Below are 20,264 nucleotides of genomic sequence, written 5' to 3' on the forward strand. Positions count from 1 at the left end.
GACTTTATGAAAATTCCCAGTGCGTGTCATATACGCCTCCCCAAATTTCAATAGGTTCGTCGAGCGCGATCAGTTGCGCGACGGGAATATGCCCTGCAGCGCGATGCAGAAACGGTTGACGAGGAACGGCGACACCGTCGGCGCCGTCGTCGTCGCGGTGTCGCCCGCGCCCTGTACCGTGATCGTATCGACATGCATCGTGACGTTCAGGTTGGTCCCGGTCGCATATTGATTGTCGGCCGTCACGGCGAAGGCATTGCGGAAAGAGCGTCGCTCGGTCGCATTGCCCGGATTGGTTTCGATCGTCGCGACGTGGATATGCGCCGGCAGGTTCGACTGGTTCAGTGTTGCCTGCTGCGCTCCGCCGACCTGGCCCAGGGCATAGGGGCTAAGGCCCGGCCCCTGACCCTGGCTGATCGCCATGCGCCCGCGCAGGTCGGGCAGCGCGAAGGTCTGGACACCATTGCCGCCATAGGTGGTCCCCAGCAACGAAAAAAGCGCTGTATTCTGTGCGATCGAAAGAATCTGGCCGTCGGTGGTGGCCCAGCCGCGCGGGCAGAAGCTGTTGCCGACCTCGATAATCTGCCCGAGATAATAGTCCTGCGCCGCCGCCGGCACCGCCGCGATCGCTGCCGCGCTTGCCGCGCCCAGTGCGAGAATTTTTGTATGCCGCATCGTCATACTCCCCTGAAATCCCTCTACCCTCGATGCGCGCCAGCGCGCGCCGACCCGCGCCGTCAGTTCGACGACGGGAAAATCCCGAATGCCTTCACGCAATATCGGATCGCCAGCAGCGGCGGGACGATCAAATAGGGCTGATTGCCGCCGGCGTTCGCGACGACGATCGACCCGCGCTCCATCAGGTTCGAGTTGGGTGCGGTACCGTTGATATATTTCATCGCCGGCGTCGTCGCAAAGTTATTGCCAACCGGCGTGGTGGCATTGGCGGCGTCGCTCGTCGCCTTCATCAGCGCGATATGCTCGTGCTTCGGCATCCCGGCCAGCGTCATCGTGTTGGTTTCGGTGCCGCCGGTCTGGCCCTGAACGCGCGTGGTCAACCCGTTGCCGGTCCCGACGTGCATCGAATAGCGCCCGCGCATGTCGGGCATGGCGAAGGTGTTCACCCCGTCGCCGCCATAGGTCGTCCCGAACAGCGTATAGAGCGCCGAATTGTTCGCGATCGAGATCAATTGCCCGTTCGCTTCATAGGTATCGCGCGGGCAGAAATTATAGGGGACCTTCAACAATTCCCCCATATAAGTGTCCTGAGCCGCCGCCGGCGCCGCCAGTCCGATCACCGCGACCGCAGCCGCATACCAACGCGATTTATGCACGAAAGCCATTGCCCCGTCCCCCTGCCCTGATCAATGGCGCGAAGGCTAAATGTTTTTACTTCAAAGTCAAACGACCTTTGCTTATCCCAAAAGAATTTGGGAGGACTTTAGTTGCGCGCCGGGAAAATGCCCTCGACCGCGATGCACCATTTCAGCGCAATATAGGGCGGCCGGTTCGTAAGCGGCTGCGACCCGCCGGTCGGCAGGACCTGTACCATCGTGCGATCCATGGTGTTGCCCGTCGGATCGATCCCGGTCAGGAAGCTGTTGTTCGACGAGATGCCGAACGCGTTGCCCGAAGCGGTCGTGCTATTGGCCTGCGCATTCGCGGTCTGGATCGCGGCGCGGTGGTCGTGCTTGGGCAGGTTGGCCACAGTCAGCGTCGTGGTTTCGGCTCCCGCCTGCTGCCCGGGGTCATAGGTCGACAGCCCGGGCCCCTGCCCCGGATGATTGGCGGAGCGGCCGCTCATATTCGGCAGGGCAAAGGTCGTCTGGCCATTGCCGCCATAGGTGGTGCCCAACAGCGAAAAAAGCGCCGTATTCTGCGAAATCGGCAATGTTTGACCGCTGGCCTGGAGAAAGCCGCGCGGACAGAAGTTGAAGCCGACCTGAAACATTTCGCCGAGGTAAGGATCTGCAGCGTCGGCCTGCGCCGGTGCCGAATAGGCCAAAGTGCTGCCGCCCGCCACGAGCGCCAGGGTGAAATTCCGGATTGCCGTCTTGCCTGCCATGTCCCGCCTCCAATTTCGATGTTTCGATCGCCCGAAAGCGCAGCTCAGTTGCGCGAGGGGAATATGCCCTGCAGCACGACGCAATACTGGGTCACCAGAAAGGGCGACATATTCGGAATCGGCACCCCGTCGGTGCCGGTCTTCTGGACCGTCAGCGTTTCGGAATGCATGGTGCCGTCAAACGACACCGGGCCGCTCACCGGCGGCGTTTTATACTGGTTGTCGGGGGTCGTCGCAAAGGCATTGCGGAACGACCGCCGCTCGTTCGTCGCATCGGTCAACGACAAGAACGCCCCGGCATGGGAATGCGACGGCAGCGTATTGCTCGTCAGCGTGACAGTCTCCTGCCCGGAAATCTGACCTTGTTGATAGAATGCGCCACCGCCGAGTTGCCCGTCGCCGATCACCATCCGGCCGCGGATGTCGGGAAGCGCAAAAGTGTTGACGCCATTGCCGCCATAGGTCGTGCCGAGCAGCGAAAACAAGGCCGTATTCTGCTGGATCGAGAGAAGCTGTCCGCTCGCGCTTGCAAAACCGCGCGGGCAGTAAGCCGCTCCGACCTCCAAAATCTGTCCGAGAAAGAAAGTTTGCGCCGTCGCGGGCGTTGCCGATGCAATCGCCGCCACCGATGCCGTGGCCAGCGCCAGAGATTTTCCGTGCCGCATGATATTTCCCCTAAAGCCCTTTACCCGAAGCGCCGCCGCGCCCAGCACCGCCTAATTCGACGACGGATAGATGCCGGCCGTGACGACGCAATAACGGATCGTCAGCGTCGGCGGCCGATGGTCCCACGGCTGGTCGCCGCCGGTCGGCCGGATGATCACCGTCTCGCGATTCATCAGGTTTGACACCGGGACGGTTCCGCTGACATATTTGTTCGCGGGCGTGGTCGCGAAAACGTTGCGGAACGAACGCTGCGAATCACCCGCCGCCGATGTGGTGCGGAGCAGCGCGACATGCTCATGCCGCGGCATGTTGGCGATCGTCATCAAATTGGTCTCGGTGCCGCTTTTTTGCCCGAGGACACGGTTGGTCAGACCCGGGCCCTGCCCCACGCTGATCGACGAGCGTCCACGAAAATCGGGCAATGCAAAGGTGGTGACCCCGTCGCCGCCATAAGTGGTGCCGTATAGATTATAGAGCGTGCTTTCCTGCGCGATGCTCAGCAGCTGCCCCTCGGCATTCAACGTGCCGATCGGACAGAAACTGCCGGCAGTCTTGACGATCTGACCGACATAATTGTTCTGCGCCGCTGCGGGTGCCGCAAGGCTCGCCGCGCCGATCGCCAGTGCGGATACCGAAATATATGTGAATCTGCGTGGCACAGCCATCACCCCCCTTGATGCCGCAAGTCGGGGAACGGTAACGGCTGCTTGCCAAAAGTCAAAGCCGACAATTCATATATTTCAGCCGCTTGAACCGGCCTCGATGATCAGCTGCCGTCGGCGACCGCCAATTTATCCTGCGTCCGCGTGTCGAAATCCGACGCGTCGTGCCGCTCGTGCAACTGGCTCGCGGGGTCGCCGGTCACCCGGTTGACCATGCGTCCGCGCTTGACTGCGGGCCGCTTGGCGATTGCATCTGTCCAGCGCTGGACATTCTTATACTCCTGCACCTGCAGGAACTCGCCGGCGTCATAGACCAGCCCCTTGGCCAGCGCGCCATACCAGGGCCAGGTCGCCATGTCGGCAATGCTGTAGTCGCTGCCGCCCAGATACTCGCTTTCGGCAAGGCGGCGGTCGAGCACGTCGAGCTGGCGCTTCACCTCCATCGCATAGCGGTTGATCGGATACTCCATCTTATAGGGCGCATAGGCGTAGAAATGGCCGAAACCGCCGCCGAGGAAAGGCGTGCTGCCCATCTGCCACATCAGCCATGACAGCACCTCGGCGCGCGCCGCGGTTTCGGTCGGCAGGAAAGCGCCGAATTTCTCGGCAAGGTGGATCAGGATCGCGCCCGATTCAAAGATGCGGATCGGCGCCGCACCGCTGCGGTCGACCATGACCGGGATCTTGCTGTTGGGGTTGGCGGCGACATAACCGCTCGAAAACTGGTCGCCCTCGCCGATGTTGATCAGCCAGGCGTCATATTCGGCGCCGCTATGGCCCGCCGCGAGCAGCTCTTCGAGCATGACCGTCACCTTCACGCCATTGGGCGTGCCGAGCGAATAGAGCTGGAGCGGGTGCTTGCCGACCGGCAGGTCCTTGTCGTGGGTTGGCCCGGCGATCGGCCGGTTGATGTTCGCGAAACGCCCTCCGCTTTCCTTGTCCCAGGTCCAGACCTTCGGCGGAATATAGTCGTTGGCGTCGCTCATCGGGCACTCCTGCGCTAAATCTGTACTGACCGGTATCTAATCATCCGCAGCCGCGACGTCCAGTGAGGCCGTTCAAATTATACTTCGCGCACGCAAAGCCGAAATCGCGTCGGTATCATAACCGATCGCCGCGAGGATCGCGTCGCTATGCTCGCCGACCTGCGGCGCGGCGGCGGGATCGGCCTTGGCACTCGCCGACAGGGTGATCGGGGTGCGCACGACGGGCGCCGCACCAAAGGCGCCCGGATAGGCCATCGCTTCGACCAGCCCCGCCGCCGCGACCTGCGGGTGCGCCAGCGCCTCCGACGGCTTCAGCACCGCCCCCGCCGGCACCCTCGCCGCGCCGAGTTCGGCCAGCGCCGCTTCGTTCGTCCGCGCCGCACACCATTCGGCCATCACTGCGCTCAGTTCCTCACCATGGCCACCACGCGCAATGTCGTTAGAGAAGCGCGGGTCGTCGGCCAGCTCCGGCCGCCCGACCAGCCGCGCCCAGCGCGCAAAGATCGGGTTGCCGACGACCTGCGTCATGATCCATCCGTCCTGCGTCGCAAAGATGTCGGTTGGCGCCGAACTGAAGGCCCGGTTGCCCATCATGCCGCGGTCGATGCCGTTCAGCGCATGGTCGATCGTCAGCCCGTTGGTGATCGCGAGCGCTGTGCCGAGCAGCGATCCCGACACGCGCTGGCCCTCGCCCGTCGTCTCGCGCTCGCGCAGCGCGAGCATCACGCCGAAGGCGCAATGCAGCGCGGTGGTGAAGTCGACATAATTGACCTGCGCCCGCGCGGGTTCGCCATGCTTGCCGCCGATATGCACCGCGCCCGACATCGCCTGTCCGACCGCGTCGAAACCGACATGCTGCGCCAACGGCCCTTCTGTTCCGAAAGCCGAAGCGGTGACCAGGATGATGCGTGGGTTGAGCGCCGACAGCGTCGGATAATCGAGCCCCAGCTTAACCAGCGCGTCGTCGGGCATGTTGGCGATCACGACATCGGCGGTGGCGACCAGCTTGCGCACGATCGCGCGCCCCTCATCGCTGCCTGGCTTGAGCGTGAGGCAGCGCTTGCCGCGGTTCATCTGCAGGAACATCGCCCCCGACCCATCCTCGGCAACCGGCACCGAAAAACGGTCCTCATTCCCGCCGGGCGCCTCGATGCGGATCACGTCGGCGCCGTAGTCGGCGAGCAGCGCGCCGCAATAGGGACCGGCGATATAACGTCCGAAATCCAGCACCCGGATACCCGTCAATGGCACGCCTTGCTCTCCCGCTTATGTTTCTGGCGAACGGGCTAGCAGCCGTCCGTCGACCGGACCAGCGCCTTCATCGAAACCCCGCGCTTGCACTCGGGCGGCAAAGCCATATGGTCGCAGCATTATTTCAACAGGGGAAACTAAAATGGCGCGCTATGCACTCGCCCTGGCCATGTCGCTGGCCTGCTCGACCTCGGTCTTCGCTCAAACCGCTGCGGCGCCCGCCCCATCCGAAAACGGAGACAAGAAGGCCGAAAAATGGGACGTCAACGCGCCCCCCGGCATGACGACGCGCAAGGTGAGCATCGCGGTCGACGAGGGCAGCTGGATGAATGTCGACGTCGCGCCCGACGGGCGGACGATCGCTTTCGACCTGCTCGGCGATATCTACACGATGCCGATCGAGGGTGGCACGCCAACGCGCATCGCCGAAGGCCTCGCCTATGAGCACCAGCCGCGCTTCTCGCCCGACGGCGGCCGCATCGCCTTTGTCTCGGATCGCGGCGGCGGCGACAATATCTGGCTGATGAACCGCGACGGCAGCGGCAAGGTCCAGCTGTCGAAGGAGGATTTCCGCCTGCTCAACCAGCCGAGCTGGTCGCCCGACGGCCAGTTCATCGTCGCGAAGAAGCATTTCACCACCGGTCGCTCGCTCGGCACCGGCGAAGTCTGGATGTACCATGTCTCGGGCGGCGCGGGCGTGCCGCTGGTCAAGAAGGCGAGCGAGCGGCTGCAAAAGGAACTCGGTGAGCCGATCTTCGCCGCCGACGGCAAGAGCGTCTTCTACACGCGCAACGTCACCCCCGGCCCGATCTTCGAATATGCGCAGGACAGCAACAGCGACCTGTTCCACATCGAACGCTATGCGCTCGCCGATGGCGAAATCAGCACCGCGGCCTCGGGTGCCGGCGGCGCGGTGCGTCCCACCCCTTCGCCCGACGGCAAGAAGCTTGCCTTCGTCCGCCGCGAAGGCACCCAGTCGAAACTCTATGTGAAGGACCTCGCTTCGGGGCAGGAGCGCAAGATCTACGACGCGCTCGACCAGGATGTGCAGGAAACCTGGGCGGTCACCGGCGTCTATCCGAACATGGCATGGACCCGCGACAACAAGGACATCGTCTTCTGGGCCGGCGGCAAGCTCCGCCGCGTCGGCGCGGATGGCGGCGAGGCGCGGATCATCCCGTTCCGCATCGCCGACGACCGCGTCGTGATCGACTCGACCCACCCGACCGTCGACGTCGCCCCCGACAGCTTCGAAACGAAGATGCCGCGCTGGGCCGAAGTCTCGCCCGATGGCCGCACTGTGGTGTTCGAAACGCTCGGCAAGCTGTGGACCAAGCCCGCGACCGGCGGCACCGCGCGCCGGCTGACCTCGGCGAAGGACGATGCGATGGAGCTGTGGCCGAGCTGGTCGCGCGACAACAAATCGATCGTTTTTGTGCGCTGGACCGACAGCGGCCTCGGCGAAATCCACGTCATCCCGGCGGCTGGCGGCACCTCGCGCAAGGTCTCGGTCAATCCCGGCCATTACGCCGAACCGCGCTTCTCGCCCGACGGTAAGACGATCACCTTCGAAAAGCGTGGTAGCGGCGGGCTGACCTCGACGCGTTGGAGCGAGGATCCCGGCATCTATCGCATCGCCGCCGCCGGCGGCACGCCCGAGCGCATCAGTGCGGATGGCGCCAAGCCGCAATTCGGTGCCGACAACGACCGCATCTTCATGATCACGGCAGGCGACGGCAAGAGTCAGCTCGTCAGCACCGACCTCCACGGGCAGGACAAGCGCACCCATGCGAACGGCGAACTGGTCAGCGACTATGAAATCTCGCCCGACGGCCGCACGCTCGCGTTCCGGCAGAATTACGATGCTTATGTAACGCCGCTCATGCCCGGCGGGCAGGACGTGTCGCTCGGCACCAAGAGCGGCGCGCTGCCGGTCACCCGCGTCAGCGGCAGCGGCGCCGATTTCATGCACTGGTCGAACGGCGGCGCGAAGCTTCACTGGAGCCGCGGCGCGACCCTGTTCAGCGCCGACCTCGCCAGCCTCTTCACCAACGCCCCGGCGGACGACAAGGCACCCAAATTTGCGCCGCCAACCGACGGCGTTTCGCTGGCGATGACGCAGGCCGCCGCGAAGCACAAAGGCACGGTCGTCATCACCGGCGCCCGCATCGTCACCATGGCCGGCAACGACGGGGGCATCATCGACAATGGCGCGATCGTCATCGAAGGCGACCGCATCACCGCGGTCGGTCCGCTCGCGTCGATCAGCGTCCCCGCGGGCGCGGTGACCGTCGATGCGGCGGGCAAGACGATCGTCCCGGGCTTCGTCGACGCCCATGCCCATGGCTCGCACGGCGACGACGAACTGGTGCCGCAGCGGAACTGGTCCGAAATCGTCAATCTCGCGATGGGCACGACGACCAGCCACAACCCGTCGTCGCGCGCATCGGAGATTTTCCCCTCGGCCGAAATGCAGCGCGCCGGGGTGATCCTCGCGCCGCGCATCTTCTCGACCGGCGAGATCATCTACGGCGCCAAGGCGGCAGGGGTCTATGCCGAGATCAACAGCTATGAAGACGCCCTCGCGCATGTCCGCCGCCTGAAGGCGCAGGGCGCTCACAGCGTCAAGAATTACAACCAGCCACGCCGCGAACAGCGGCAAATGGTCGTGAAGGCCGCCCAGGCCGAAGGCATGGAGGTCGTTCCCGAGGGTGGCTCGCTCTACACGATGGACCTGACGCTGATCCAGGACGGCAATTCGACCGTCGAGCATAATATCCCGCTACACACCTTCTATCAGGATCTGGTTCAGCTCTGGGGCCAGACCACTGTCGATTACACCCCGACATTGGTCGTGACCTATGGCGGCCCGGCGGGCGATCCCTACTGGCGCGCTCACACCAATGTCTGGGAGCATCCGATCCTGTCGCGCCACGCGCCGCCGACCGAACTCGCCGCCCAGAACAAGCGCCGCACGATCGCGCCCGAGGGCGATTATGTCGACGACGATTCGGCGCGCGAGGCGTGGAAGATAGCGCAGGCGGGCCGCAACGTCTCGATCGGCGCACACGGCCAGCAATCGGGACTCGGCGCACATTGGGAGATATGGTCGTTCGTGCGCGGCGGCTGGAGCAACATCGACGCGCTGCGCGCCGCCACGATCATGCCCGCGCGATCGCTCGGCTATGCGAAGGACATCGGCTCGCTCGAACCCGGCAAGCTCGCCGATCTCTTGATCCTCGACGCTGATCCGACGCAGGACATCCGCAACACCGACAAGATCCATCGCGTGATGCTCGGCGGGCGGCTGTACGATCCGCTGACGATGAACGAGGTCGACACCGGGAGCCGCAAGCGGGCACCCTATGGCTGGGAAGGCGATTTGCCGTCGGCACCATCGAATTAATCTGGTCGTCATTGCGAGCGAAGCGAAGCAATCCAGAGCGGTTTACGCAGGCTCTGGATTGCCGCGTCGCCTTCGGCTCCTCGCAATGACGGAGACTGGATTCATGCTCCCGCTATGAAACGACGAACTGTTGGGGTGAACGGCGCATCGCCCTTGCACCATGAAGCCCTTTGCCTATAGAGTTTTAAGCTTGGGGAGTGCTGAGGCCTGCAGGCCGGGGGGATGATTTTGCGTAAACTAAGTGCCAGACTATCGGCGATTGCTGCCACCGCGACCGGCCTTTTCCATGCATCCGCCGCCTATGCGCAAAGCAGCCTTCCCGACCCCGAGGGGTCTGGCGCCATCGTCAACGCGGTGCGGTGGCTGCAAGGCACGCTGCTCGGCACCGTCGCCACCGTCGTCGCGATCATCGCGGTCGCCTCGGTCGGTTTCCTGATGCTCACCGGACGGATCAATTGGCGTTACGGCGCCACCGTGATCCTCGGCTGCTTCATCCTGTTCGGCGCTGCCAGCATCGTCGCCGGCATCCAGTCGACCTCCGGCGGACTCTAGGGGCTCGCCGTGAGCGACCTCGACCGCGACCCCCTGTTTGTAGCGCTGACCCGCCCGCAGATGTTCGCGGGCGTCACCTACAGCTTCTTCGTGATCAACGCGATCGTGGCGACCGAGCTGTTCCTGATCTTCCGCTCGCTCTGGGCGCTGTTCGGCGCGCTGCTGGTCCACCTGGTCGGCGCATTGCTGTGCCTGCGCGAACCGCGCTTCTTCGACATATGGCTGACCAAGGTCAGCCGCTGTCCCCGCGTCAAGAATTTCAAGACCTGGCAGTGCAACTCCTACCGACCCTGAAACCGCACCCGGCGGCGAGCGACGGCGAGGTGCCGGCGGGCAAGCATTTGCCCTATGGCCGCCATGTCGACGATCACACGATCGAGACCCGCGACGGCATGCTGATGCAGGTCATCCGCCTGCGCGGCATCCTGTTCGAGACCGCCGACAGCGACGAGCTCAATTACCGCAAGCTGCTCCGCGACGCGATGCTGCAGGCGATCGGATCGTCGCGCTACGCGCTCTATCATCACGTCGTGCGGCGCGAGGCGAGCATCACCCTCGACAGCGATTTCGGCGATGATTTCTCGGCGGGACTCGACGAACGCTGGCAGGCGCGGCTCGCGACCAAGCAACTCTATCGCAACGACCTCTATCTCACCCTCGTCCGCCGCCCGGCACCGGGCCGCATGGGATTGCTCGACCGCCTGTCGGGCTGGCTTGGTTCGACCGGGCAGGATTACCGCGCCACGGTGACGCAGGAACTGCGCCTGCTCGATACCGCGCGCGAGGCGTTGATGGCGCAGCTCGGCAGCTACCAGCCCGAGCTGCTCGGTCTCTACGATACCGATCAGGGGCTTTGCTCCGAGCCGCTCGAATTTTTCGGCCAGCTCTTCTCGGGCGAACCGCGCCGCCTGCTGGCGCCGCATCAGGACGCCGGCGACTATTTGCCCGACCGGCGGATCAGCTTCGGCGCCGAGACGATCGAACTCGCCCCCGTCGGCAATACCGACCGCCGTTTCGTCGGCATCGTCGCGATCAAGGATTATCCCGCATCGACCGCGACCGGCATGTTCGACGAACTGCTGCGCCTGCCCTTCGAAATGGTGATGGCGCAGAGCTTCGCCTTCGTCGACCGCCAGCCGGCGCTCGGCAAGATGAACCTCGCGCTGCGGCGCATGCGTTCGACCGAAGATGAGGCGCTTAGCCTGCGCGACCAGCTCGCCCGCGCCAAGGACGATGTCGCCGCGGGCCGCGCCGCCTTCGGCGAACATCATATGACGATCGCCGTCCATGGCGCGAGCGAGTCGGAGGTCAGCGCCAATATCGCCGACGTCCAGGCGTCGCTCGCCGAACTCGGGATCATATCGGTGCGCGAGGATATCGCGCTCGAGCCGAGCTTCTGGTCGCAATTCCCCGGCAACTTCAAATATATCGTCCGCCGCGGCATGGTCTCCTCGGCCAATTTCGCCGGCCTCGCCAGCGGGCATAATTTCGCCGCGGGCCGCGCCGAGGGCAATGCCTGGGGCAAGGCGGTCACCGTCTTCGAAACCACCGCCGCCGGTCCCTATTATTTCAATTTCCACCAGGGCGATCTCGGCAACTTCACCGTCATCGGCCCGTCGGGCTCGGGCAAGACCGTCGTCGTCAATTTCCTGCTCGCGCAGGCGCGCCGTTTCGACCCGCGCATCATCTTCTTCGACAAGGATCGCGGTGCCGAGCTGTTCATCCGCGCGATCGGCGGTCGCTACGACCAGCTTCGGCCCGGGGTCGCGAGCGGGCTGAACCCGCTCCAGCTCGACGACACCCCGGTCAACCGCCAGTTCCTCATCGACTGGCTCGCGCAGCTCGTCGGCGGCGCCAGCATCGAGGAAATGGCGCAGATCAAGGATGCGGTCGACGCAAGCTATGCGCAGCCGCCCGCGCACCGCCGCCTGCGCCATGTCGCCGAGCTGTTCCGCGGCGGCGCCCGTCCGCGTGCCGACGACATGTGGTCGCGCTTGCGCCCCTGGTGGGGCGACGGCGAGCGCGCCTGGCTGTTCGACAATGTCGAGGACCTGACCGACATGGACAGCCCGACGATCGGCTTCGATATGACCGTCATCCTCGACGATGCCGCGATGCGCACCCCGACGATGATGTATCTCTTCCACCGCGTCGAGGAGCGGCTGACCGGCGAGAAAACGATCATCGTCGTCGACGAGGGTTGGAAGGCGCTCGACGACGATGTCTTCGTGCGGCGGATCAAGGATTGGGAAAAGACGATCCGCAAACGCAACGGCATCGTCGGTTTCGCGACGCAGAGCGCGCAGGACGCGCTCGAAAGCAAGATCGCCAGCGCGCTGATCGAACAGGTCGCGACGCAGATCTTCATGGCGAACCCGAAAGCCCGCGCCGCCGACTATATGGACGGCTTCGGGCTGACCGAGCATGAGTATCAGCTCATCCGCACCCTGCCCGACGATGCGCATTGCTTCCTCGTCAAGCATGGCAATGACAGCGTCGTCGTGCGGCTCAACCTGACCGGCGAGCGCGACCTGCTCACCATCCTCTCGGGCCGCGAGCGCACGGTGCGCCTTCTCGACCAGATCCGCGAGACCGCGGGCGACGATCCCGGCGTGTGGATGTCGCGCCTGCTGGCCGTCGCATGAGTTTCGCCCTCGCCACCTGCACGCCATCCTCGGGCGACAGCTTCGTCGCCGGGACATTGAGCGCCATCGAGTGTCAGGCGCAGACGATCGGCAACGCCGGTTATCTCGCGCTGTCGGCGCCGGGGTCGGGCATCATGGCCTTCCTCACCGCGATGCTGACGATTTTCGTCGCGCTGATCGGTTACCGCATGTTCGTCGGGCGCGGCCCCGACCTTGGCGGCGGACTGCTGATCTTCGCCAAGATCGGCATCGTCCTCGCCCTCGCAACGAGCTGGCCGGCCTTCCGCACCCTTGTCTATGACGTCGCGATCGACGCACCGGCACAGCTCGGCGCGACCGTCGGCGGCGCGGCCTCGCTCGACGGCGGCGGGACGGCGCTGACCACGCGCCTGTCCGAAACCGACCGCGCGCTGCGCACGCTCAACGCCTGGGGCATCGGCGCCGAGCCTAACCGAGCCGGGGTCAGCGATGATCAGGGCATCGAACCCGACACCACCTATGAGACCAAGGCGCTCGGCGCCGCGCGGATGAGTTTTCTGACCGGCGCGATCGGCAGCATCGCTCTCACCCGCCTCGCCGCCGGCGTCCTGCTCGCGCTCGGCCCGCTCTTCATCGCCTTCCTGCTCTTCGACGCGACGCGCGGCCTGTTCGGCGGCTGGCTGCGCGGACTGATCGGCCTCACCCTCGGCACCACCGCGAGTTCGCTGGTTCTCGCGGTCGAGACCGCGATCGTCCAGCCGCGTGTCGTGACGCTGATCAACCTGCGCGCGTCGGGCTATTCGATCCAGGGATCGGCGACCGAATTGCTCGTGCTCGGCATCGTCTTCGCCTTCGTCGCCCTCGCGGTGCTGCTCGTCTCCTTCTATGTCGCGGCGGGCCTGCGCCTGCCGAGCTGGCAGTGGACGCAGCAATATCTGCCCGCCTCGCTCGGCGGCGGCGCCGGACAGGCCGGTCAGCGCCCGCTCGCCCAGCCCGCCGAACGTCAGGACCCGCGCTCGCGCGCCGCGGTCGTCGTCGATGCGGTCGAGGCGATGCAACGCCGCGAAACGACCGCCGGCGCGGGTGCAGGCGGCGGCAATGACCGCGCCCGTGCGGTCGCCGGGGCCGTGTCCGCCACCAACGCGCCGCGCAATCCGCAACGCGCCTCCATCGATGGCGGCAGCGACGCACCGTCGCGCCGCCGCACCACCGGTCGCACCTCGACGAGCGGCAGCCGCCGGGACACACGCTGATGAAGCAGGATATGAAACAGAACCGCGAAGACTATCTGCAGGCCGCCGAAAGCTGGGGCGCCGACCGTCACGACGAGCTGACGAAATCGCGCCGGACCGCGTGGATCGTCGCCGGCGTTGCGGCGGCGATCGCACTGTTCGAAGCGATCGCGCTGGTCTTCCTGACCCCGCTCAAGACCGTCGAGCCCTATACGTTGCTCGTCGACCGTCACACCGGTTTCGTCCAGGCGCTCAACCCGCTCGAGCCGCAGCGGGTCAGCGGCGACACCGCGCTGACGCAAAGTTTCCTCGTCCAGTACGTCATCGCGCGCGAGAATTATAACGTCGACACGGTGCAGAACGACTATCGCAAGGTCGCGCTCTGGTCGGCCGACAAGGCGCGCAGCGATTATCTGACGATCATGCAGTCGAACAATGCCGCCAGCCCGCTCGTCAAATATCCGCGCGGCACGATGGTCGAGACGCTGGTGAAGAGCGTGTCGCCGATCAGCGCCAATGTCGCGCTGATCCGCTTCGACACCCGCCGCCGCGACGCCGCGGGCGACTGGCAGCCGGCGCAAAGCTGGGTGTCGACGATCAAATATCGCTATTCGGGCGAGCCGATGAAGCAGGAGGACCGGGTGTTCAACCCGCTCGGCTTCCAGGTGCTGAGCTATCGCCGCGACGCCGAAATGCTTCCCGTCGCCGTTCCTGCCGCGACGAACACGCCCGCCACAAAGGGGGCGGCAGGCGCCCCGATCGCGGTCGGCGACGAGGTGCTGCCACAACCCCCCGCCGGGGGGACGCGTCGCGGCGACGTCGTGAAGGTCCTTCCCGACGGCACACAGGTAACGCTGTGATTCGCCTGACGCCCGTCCTGCTAGCCGCGCTGGTCGCGCTGCCCGCGGCGGCGCAGATCGACCCGCAACCGGTCGGCATCGATCCGGCGATCCAGTCGGTCACCTATGCCGAGGGCAAGGTCGTGCGACTGACCGCAGCGACCGGCTACCAACTCACCGTCGAAATCTCGCCCGATGAGACGATCGAGAATATCGCGCTCGGCGACAGCAGCGCCTGGCAGGTTTCGCCCAGCCGCCGCGGCGACCGGATTTTCATCAAGCCGCTGCAATATGGGATCACCACCAACATGACGGTGGTGACCGGCACCCGCACCTATTTGTTCGAACTCGCGCCGGCAAATTATGGTGGAGCGGGCGCGGCTCAGATCGTTCGTTTCGCCTATCCCGAACCGACCGCTGTTTCGACCCCACCCGACGAGCAGCGTATCGACCAGGGACTCTACAAGCTCAGCGGCACGCGCGAACTTTATCCCGCCGCGATCAGCGAGGATGGCAAGCGCACCTATATGCAGTGGAACGACGACGCCCTGCTCCCGGCCATCTATATCGTCGACAAGCTGGGGCAGGAGGTGCTGGTCGATGCGATGATGCGCGACGGTATCCTGACCATCGACGAGGTCGTGCCCAGCCTCGTCTTCCGTCTCGACGGCAAGCTCGCCCGCGCGGTGCGCCGCAGTCAGGCGCGCGCGAAATGACCGACACCACGATCACCCCCGAACCGGCACCGACCAACGCGCCGCAGGTGCGCCGCCCGCGTCAGGGTCTCCCGACCGCGCTGCTCGTCGGGCTTGCGATCCTGGCCGCCATCATCCTGTTCGTCGCGCTCGAAGCGCGGCGCCAGAATGCCGAGGCCCCGGCGGTGACCGGCGCCCAGACCGCGATGATCTCGGCGCCGCCACCGCTCGCCATCCCCGACGATTACCCACAGCCGCCACAGCTTTTGCCCGCGCCGCTGGAACGCGATCTCGAAGCGCCGGCCCGCAACGCGCCGCCCCCGCCGCCGCAGATCGTCTATATGCCACAGCCCAATCCGGGCCCGCCGCAGGGTTATGACCCGCCCCAGCCGCCGCCGCGTGCGGTCGGGGCCGGACCGGTCCTCGTCTACGACGGTGCGGGTTCGACCGGCGCGGCGAGCGGATCGCAGGACGACGGCAACGGTTCGACATCGCGCGCCGCCGCACCCGCCGAGGCCGGGCGTGTCCGCGCCGGGGTGCTCGCCAACCGCTCGACCACCGTCGTGCAGGGCTCGCTGATCCCCGCCGTGCTCGAGACCCCGCTCGACAGCTCGCGCCCCGGCTTCTCGCGCGCCGTCGTCTCGCGCGATGTGCGCAGCTTCGACGGCAGCCGGGTGCTGATCCCGCGCGGCAGCCGCCTGATCGGCGAATATCGCTCCGAAGCGACGCAGGGACAGAAGCGCGCCTTCATCACCTGGACGCGCCTGATCCGCCCCGACGGTGCGACGATCTCGCTGAACTCGCCTTCGGGCGACCCGCTCGGCCGCGGCGGGATCAAGGCCAAGGTGAACAGCCATTTCTTCTCGCGCTTCGGCGAGGCGATCCTGCAGTCGGTGCTCGACATCGGCGTCAACGCCGCAGCGAGCGCGACCAATTCGCCGGTCGTCATCCTGCCCGGCGGCAGCGGAACCCAGCGCCCGCAGCCGAGCAATATTGCCCCGACCCTGAAGGTTGCGCAGGGCACCAGCATTTCGGTGTTCGTCGCACGCGATCTCGATTTTTCGGGCGTGGAGCGGCGCTGAGATGAGCAATGTCGCGGCCCTGCCGGACGACCGCGTCTATTTTCGCAGCTACCTCGCGCCGCTCGCGCCCCTGCTCGGCCGCGATGACGTCACCGACATCTACGTCAATCGCCCGGGCGAGGCCTGGGCGGAAACGCTGACCGGCAGGATCGAAACCCACGACATCCCGGCGCTGACCGAACAGGTGCTCGAACGGCTCGCACGCCAGATCGCGGCGCTGTCGCATCAGGGGATCAACCGCGAGCATCCGCTGCTGTCCGCCACGATGCCCGACGGCGCGCGCGTCCAGATCGTCGCACCGCCGGCGACGCGTGGCGGCATGGTGCTGGCGATCCGCAAACATGTCTCACCCGACCTTCGGCTCGAGGACTATGCCGACAGCGGCGCCTTTGCCGCGACCAGGGCGGGGCGCCTTGGCGAGGCCAGCGACCTCGACCGCAAATTGCACGACCTGCTCGACGCCGGCGACATTCCCGCACTGCTCCGCGCCGCGGTGCAGAACCGCAAGAATGTCCTGATCTCGGGCGGCACATCGTCGGGCAAGACGACTTTTCTCAACGCCCTGCTGCGCGAAGTGTCGACAAGCGAACGGCTGATCCTGATCGAGGACACGCCCGAAATCACCATCCACCATCCCAACGCCGTCGGCCTGCTCGCCGCCCGCAGCGCGCTCGGTGAGACGCATACGACCGCGGAGGACCTGCTTAGCGCCTCGCTGCGCCTGCGCCCCGACCGCATCATCCTCGGCGAACTGCGCGGCGTCGAGGCCTTCTCGTTCCTGCGCGCGGTCAACAGCGGCCATCCCGGCTCGATGACGACGATCCACGCCGACAGCCCCGAACGCGCCATCGAACAGCTCACGCTGCTCGTCCTGCAATCGGGCAGCCGCCTCGACCGCGCCGACGTTCATCATTATGTGCGCTCGACCGTCGATGTCTTCGTCCAGCTCGGGCGCAGCGGCGGCAAGCGCCATATCGCGGAAGTCAAACTGCGCGACGTCTGACCGCCGGAAGGCTTCCCACGATTGGCGATCCGTTGAGCGTCCGACGCTAGCTATTTCTTGGTAGCGCTATTGGTGAAACTGCCGTTTGACACATTATCGAGCAGAATATTGTCGCCGTAGCTCGACACCCTGGCACCGCCTTGCGAGGAAACGCCGAGCATGTTGTGCGCGATAACGCTGCCCCTCACGCCGAGGATGGCACCGGCCCCCCGCGCATCGATCGCTCCGACCTTTTGGTCCTTGATGATGCTGTTTTCGATCGTCAGATGTATCTGTCCGCTCGACGCATTTGCCGTTATTCCGTGGTTATCAAAGCCCCAGCTGTCGTCAGTCGTTGTGGCAATCAGACTCTCCGACACCACGCCTTTCACCGACGCCGTGGACGAAGACGTGCCGACGGTAATTCCTGACCGCAAGCTATCCGTTATACGGATATTTCTGGCCGTAAAGTTCAACGTCCCCGCGGAGCTTCTATGAAGACCCAAACCGCAAAAATTGGCGCTCGAAGTTATATTTTCCAGAAGAACCGAACCAGCGTCGCTGACTCCGATCGCGCAACTGCCCAGATTGTGGAAGGTTGAATTTCGGACATGAAGCTCCTTGCCCGATAGGAACGCTATCCCGCCTTGACCGGCCCAGTTTCCTCCGCGGATATCAAGCCCGCTGAGAAATACCTTATCATCTGGGCCAGCTTCCACGACTATCGCGCCAAAGCGATTTTCGTATGTTAGCTCTGGCTGTATCTTACCAGTCTGACCTTCGCAAATGATCGAGATCGACTTGGTGATCGTCACCATGCCGTACAGCCCGGCATCGAGGCAGTTGATCTCTCCCCCGGACGCCGTTTTGACGATGGCACCCGCAAAGGTTTGGCAGGGCGCCGTGCGGCTGCAAGGATTGAGATCGTCTCCAACTCCGGACACCCAGGTGCGCGTCGCCTGAGCCGATGCGGGCACCGCAAAGCCCATGGCCGCTGCAAGTGCAGACGCCATCACTATGTGGCTCAAATATCGCATCACGCCATCGCCCCCGGAAAACCTGCCTGTTGCTCATTGTGGATCGACGCGGACCTTCTCACTGTTTTGGTACCACGACAGTAAAAACGCCATTATTGTTGTTACCGGCCACGACGTTGTCGCCAAAGCTAACGATGTTTCCTCCCGTCATCGTCCGAACACCGTTGCCATTGTCAGTGATCGTGCTTCGACTGGCGCTGACTGTGGCGGCACCGCTCTCGGACAGCACGCCGCTGCTGCTGTTGCCGTTGACGACCGTATCGATCAGCGCAACATTTGCGTTACCGCCGCCAGTTACCGACCGAACATAAAGGCCAATCTGGTTGCCAGAGACGACACTGCTTGAAATCATCCCCTTGACGCTCGCGCCGTCAGCGGAAGCATCGACGCGAATACCGCCCCGATTATTGTCGGTCACCCGGCTGTTGACAATGGTGAAGGAGGCGGAGGCATTCACTGCCGGCTGGATCATTACCCCTCCCGTCACGCCGCTCGACGCGCCGTTGCCGACAATGGTAACATCGTCGAGCACCAACCGGGCGGCGGGTAAGGTTGGTGTGAAATTGATCCCGAATCCATTGGTTCCGCGAAAGTTGCGGATCGTCGAATTGCGGATGAGCAGCCCGCCACCGCCCAAGAACCGAACGGCGTTGACCCCCGTTCCAAAACCCTCAAAGTCAAAGCCGCTTAAGAAAACGACATCATAGTCGGCCGCGTTCACGGTGATCGCATTCGCCCCCGTCACCAGCACACCATTGAATGTGTCGTCACATATGATTGCGATGCTTTTGGTGATGGTCACCGCACCAAAGCCGCCCCCGTCGAGACAGTTGATCTCGCCGCCCCATGCAGTCTTGGAAACCGCCCCGGCAAAAGTCTTGCACGGCGCAGCGCGGCTGCAAGGGTTGACGTCATCGCCAACTCCCGACACCCATGTCCGCGTTACCTGCGCCGCTGCCGGCGTCGCGAACGGCAACGCCAACAGCGATGCGCACGCGGTGAGCGATGCCCGCATAAAATATTCCGGCATGTTCTTCCCCTCGAGCCGTCGCCGACCACGATCGTAGCCATAACCGGACAACGCGGGGTTAATGCCCTGCAATCGAGAGCGAAAAACTGATCGCAACAATCCCGCGATGTCTGACGCACACGAAAAAGGGCGCCCGGCTTTCGCCGGACGCCCCGATTTTCTGCCGATCGCGCCGTTACTGCTTCACGACCGAGCCAGTGAAACTGCCGTTCGTCGTGTTGGCGACGATGACATTGTCGCCATAGGATTGCAGATTGGCGCCGCTCGCGGCCGCGATGGCGATTCCGTTGCCCGCGATGCGGTTGCCGACGAGCTGCGACGACAGGCTGCTGCCGGCAACCACCACGCCATTGCTGTTGCCGGTGATGACATTGTCCTTGACCAGCAACTGGATCGAATTGCCCGACGTCGTTGCTGCAAGCGCAGTGCCGGTATCGGCGAGCAGGCTGTTGGACACCGTCGCCTTGACCGTGGTGCCTGCGTTGACCGGCTGGATGAACACGCCCGAATCGGTGTTGCCGGTGATCCGGACATTGTTCACCGAAACCGTCGCAAGGCCGCCGTTCGCGGGAACCACGACGATTCCGCCATTATTGGCCGTCATCGTCACATTCTCGACTGTCAACGAGCTTCCCGCATTGGCCGGGGCGAAATTGATCGCATTGCCGGTGGCGCCCCCACGGAACCCGCGAACGGTCGAATTGCGCACAACCACCCCGCCAGCCTGGAGGATGTTCACCGCGCGTCCGCCCTGGCCGAACCCTTCGAAATCGATGCCGCTGATGATGACAATGTCGCTCACACCCGCATTGACGTTGATGCCGTTGCCGGCGGAAACCAGGATGGCGGCGGTCGTCGTGTCGCATTCGATGGTGATCGCCTTGGTGATCGTCACCGCGCCAAAGCCGCCCGGATCAAGGCAGCTGATCTCGCCGCTGGCGGCGGTCTTCGAAATCGCCCCGGCAAAGGTCTTGCACGGCGCGGTGCGGCTGCACGGATTGGCGTCGTCACCGACCCCCGAAATCCAGGTCTTCGTGGCCTGCGCCGATGCCGGTGCGGCAAAGGCCATCGTGCCGGCAACCGCGGCGGACGCGTAAATCAGCGCTTTGATGGAATGTCTCATGATCGTTTCCCCAAATCTGTACCCAAAGCGCA

19 protein-coding genes are annotated in these 20,264 nt (G+C 64.6%); 9 read left to right on the forward strand and 10 right to left on the reverse strand.

Annotated elements, in window-relative coordinates:
- Positions 1-69 precede the first annotated feature (69 nt).
- The 7 genes from EEB18_RS19085 to EEB18_RS19115 all read right to left on the reverse strand — a co-directional run bounded on the left by EEB18_RS19085 (position 70) and on the right by EEB18_RS19115 (position 5,630).
- Positions 70-675, reverse strand: a complete 606-nt coding sequence (locus tag EEB18_RS19085; protein WP_187141410.1) for a phage tail protein — start codon at positions 673-675, stop codon at positions 70-72.
- A 62-nt stretch (positions 676-737) separates the two neighbouring features.
- A complete protein-coding gene (locus EEB18_RS19090) occupies positions 738-1,343 on the reverse strand; it encodes a phage tail protein (RefSeq protein WP_187141411.1) in 606 nt (201 codons plus the stop codon).
- A 98-nt stretch (positions 1,344-1,441) separates the two neighbouring features.
- Complete coding sequence (locus tag EEB18_RS19095; protein WP_187141412.1) at positions 1,442-2,065, reverse strand: phage tail protein; 624 nt, start codon at positions 2,063-2,065, stop codon at positions 1,442-1,444.
- Positions 2,066-2,109: 44 nt separating this feature from the next.
- Complete coding sequence (locus EEB18_RS19100; protein WP_187141413.1) at positions 2,110-2,730, reverse strand: phage tail protein; 621 nt, start codon at positions 2,728-2,730, stop codon at positions 2,110-2,112.
- Positions 2,731-2,781: 51 nt separating this feature from the next.
- Positions 2,782-3,390: a phage tail protein gene (locus tag EEB18_RS19105; protein ID WP_187141414.1), complete on the reverse strand. Its 609-nt coding sequence runs from the start codon at positions 3,388-3,390 to the stop codon at positions 2,782-2,784.
- Between the two features lie 107 nt (positions 3,391-3,497).
- Positions 3,498-4,379 carry a glutathione-dependent disulfide-bond oxidoreductase gene (yghU, locus tag EEB18_RS19110; RefSeq protein ID WP_187141415.1) on the reverse strand — a complete coding sequence of 294 codons (882 nt, stop codon included), beginning with the start codon at positions 4,377-4,379 and terminating at the stop codon, positions 3,498-3,500.
- A gap of 72 nt (positions 4,380-4,451) precedes the next feature.
- A complete protein-coding gene (locus tag EEB18_RS19115) occupies positions 4,452-5,630 on the reverse strand; it encodes a CaiB/BaiF CoA transferase family protein (protein ID WP_187141416.1) in 1,179 nt (392 codons plus the stop codon).
- Positions 5,631-5,772: 142 nt separating this feature from the next.
- On the opposite strand from EEB18_RS19115, the gene EEB18_RS19120 reads away from it, so the two are divergent.
- The 9 genes from EEB18_RS19120 to virB11 all read left to right on the forward strand — a co-directional run bounded on the left by EEB18_RS19120 (position 5,773) and on the right by virB11 (position 17,063).
- Positions 5,773-9,036: an amidohydrolase family protein gene (locus EEB18_RS19120; protein ID WP_187141417.1), complete on the forward strand. Its 3,264-nt coding sequence runs from the start codon at positions 5,773-5,775 to the stop codon at positions 9,034-9,036.
- Between the two features lie 228 nt (positions 9,037-9,264).
- A complete protein-coding gene (locus tag EEB18_RS19125) occupies positions 9,265-9,588 on the forward strand; it encodes a TrbC/VirB2 family protein (protein WP_262408008.1) in 324 nt (107 codons plus the stop codon).
- A 9-nt stretch (positions 9,589-9,597) separates the two neighbouring features.
- The gene (locus tag EEB18_RS19130; RefSeq protein ID WP_056351740.1) at positions 9,598-9,882 is read left to right on the forward strand and encodes a type IV secretion system protein VirB3; all 285 of its coding nucleotides are present in this window, start codon (positions 9,598-9,600) and stop codon (positions 9,880-9,882) included.
- Entirely contained in the window at positions 9,855-12,233 is a 2,379-nt protein-coding gene (locus EEB18_RS19135; protein ID WP_410468137.1) for a VirB4 family type IV secretion/conjugal transfer ATPase, read from the forward strand. The genes EEB18_RS19130 and EEB18_RS19135 overlap by 28 nt, the downstream gene beginning before the upstream one ends.
- Positions 12,230-13,465 (forward strand): type IV secretion system protein, encoded by a 1,236-nt coding sequence (locus EEB18_RS19140; protein WP_187141419.1) that lies wholly within the window; start codon positions 12,230-12,232, stop codon positions 13,463-13,465. Before EEB18_RS19135 ends, EEB18_RS19140 begins: the two co-directional genes overlap by 4 nt.
- Positions 13,465-14,304, forward strand: a complete 840-nt coding sequence (locus EEB18_RS19145; RefSeq protein WP_187141420.1) for a virB8 family protein — start codon at positions 13,465-13,467, stop codon at positions 14,302-14,304. The genes EEB18_RS19140 and EEB18_RS19145 overlap by 1 nt, the downstream gene beginning before the upstream one ends.
- Entirely contained in the window at positions 14,301-14,999 is a 699-nt protein-coding gene (locus tag EEB18_RS19150) for a TrbG/VirB9 family P-type conjugative transfer protein (RefSeq protein ID WP_056351748.1), read from the forward strand. Before EEB18_RS19145 ends, EEB18_RS19150 begins: the two co-directional genes overlap by 4 nt.
- Positions 14,996-16,060, forward strand: a complete 1,065-nt coding sequence (locus tag EEB18_RS19155; RefSeq protein WP_262408010.1) for a TrbI/VirB10 family protein — start codon at positions 14,996-14,998, stop codon at positions 16,058-16,060. Before EEB18_RS19150 ends, EEB18_RS19155 begins: the two co-directional genes overlap by 4 nt.
- Before the next feature lies 1 nt (position 16,061).
- Entirely contained in the window at positions 16,062-17,063 is a 1,002-nt protein-coding gene (virB11, locus tag EEB18_RS19160) for a P-type DNA transfer ATPase VirB11 (protein WP_187141421.1), read from the forward strand.
- Positions 17,064-17,113: 50 nt separating this feature from the next.
- On the opposite strand, the gene EEB18_RS19165 is transcribed toward virB11, so the two are convergent.
- From EEB18_RS19165 to EEB18_RS19175, 3 genes are all read right to left on the reverse strand, one after another.
- Positions 17,114-18,079: a right-handed parallel beta-helix repeat-containing protein gene (locus EEB18_RS19165; protein ID WP_262408253.1), complete on the reverse strand. Its 966-nt coding sequence runs from the start codon at positions 18,077-18,079 to the stop codon at positions 17,114-17,116.
- A 58-nt stretch (positions 18,080-18,137) separates the two neighbouring features.
- Positions 18,138-19,109, reverse strand: coding sequence for a right-handed parallel beta-helix repeat-containing protein (locus tag EEB18_RS19170; RefSeq protein ID WP_187141423.1), 972 nt, complete (start codon positions 19,107-19,109; stop codon positions 18,138-18,140).
- A gap of 175 nt (positions 19,110-19,284) precedes the next feature.
- Entirely contained in the window at positions 19,285-20,232 is a 948-nt protein-coding gene (locus tag EEB18_RS19175; protein ID WP_056351761.1) for a NosD domain-containing protein, read from the reverse strand.
- Between the last annotated feature and the right edge of the window lie 32 nt (positions 20,233-20,264).

It is taken from the genome of Sphingopyxis sp. OPL5 (assembly GCF_003797775.2).
In the GTDB taxonomy this organism is placed as follows: Bacteria; Pseudomonadota; Alphaproteobacteria; order Sphingomonadales; family Sphingomonadaceae; genus Sphingopyxis.

Bases quoted from the DNA above. Each gene is read 5' to 3' on its own strand.
- EEB18_RS19175 (WP_056351761.1), bottom strand. From the start codon at position 20,232: ATGAGACATTCCATCAAAGCGCTGATTTACGCGTCCGCCGCGGTTGCC.
- EEB18_RS19170 (WP_187141423.1), bottom strand. From the start codon at position 19,109: ATGCCGGAATATTTTATGCGGGCATCGCTCACCGCGTGCGCATCGCTG.
- EEB18_RS19140 (WP_187141419.1), top strand. From the start codon at position 12,230: ATGAGTTTCGCCCTCGCCACCTGCACGCCATCCTCGGGCGACAGCTTC.
- EEB18_RS19120 (WP_187141417.1), top strand. From the start codon at position 5,773: ATGGCGCGCTATGCACTCGCCCTGGCCATGTCGCTGGCCTGCTCGACC.
- EEB18_RS19095 (WP_187141412.1), bottom strand. From the start codon at position 2,065: ATGGCAGGCAAGACGGCAATCCGGAATTTCACCCTGGCGCTCGTGGCG.
- EEB18_RS19155 (WP_262408010.1), top strand. From the start codon at position 14,996: ATGACCGACACCACGATCACCCCCGAACCGGCACCGACCAACGCGCCG.
- virB11 (WP_187141421.1), top strand. From the start codon at position 16,062: ATGAGCAATGTCGCGGCCCTGCCGGACGACCGCGTCTATTTTCGCAGC.
- EEB18_RS19090 (WP_187141411.1), bottom strand. From the start codon at position 1,343: ATGGCTTTCGTGCATAAATCGCGTTGGTATGCGGCTGCGGTCGCGGTG.
- EEB18_RS19085 (WP_187141410.1), bottom strand. From the start codon at position 675: ATGCGGCATACAAAAATTCTCGCACTGGGCGCGGCAAGCGCGGCAGCG.
- EEB18_RS19145 (WP_187141420.1), top strand. From the start codon at position 13,465: ATGAAGCAGGATATGAAACAGAACCGCGAAGACTATCTGCAGGCCGCC.
- EEB18_RS19100 (WP_187141413.1), bottom strand. From the start codon at position 2,730: ATGCGGCACGGAAAATCTCTGGCGCTGGCCACGGCATCGGTGGCGGCG.
- EEB18_RS19165 (WP_262408253.1), bottom strand. From the start codon at position 18,079: ATGCGATATTTGAGCCACATAGTGATGGCGTCTGCACTTGCAGCGGCC.
- yghU (WP_187141415.1), bottom strand. From the start codon at position 4,379: ATGAGCGACGCCAACGACTATATTCCGCCGAAGGTCTGGACCTGGGAC.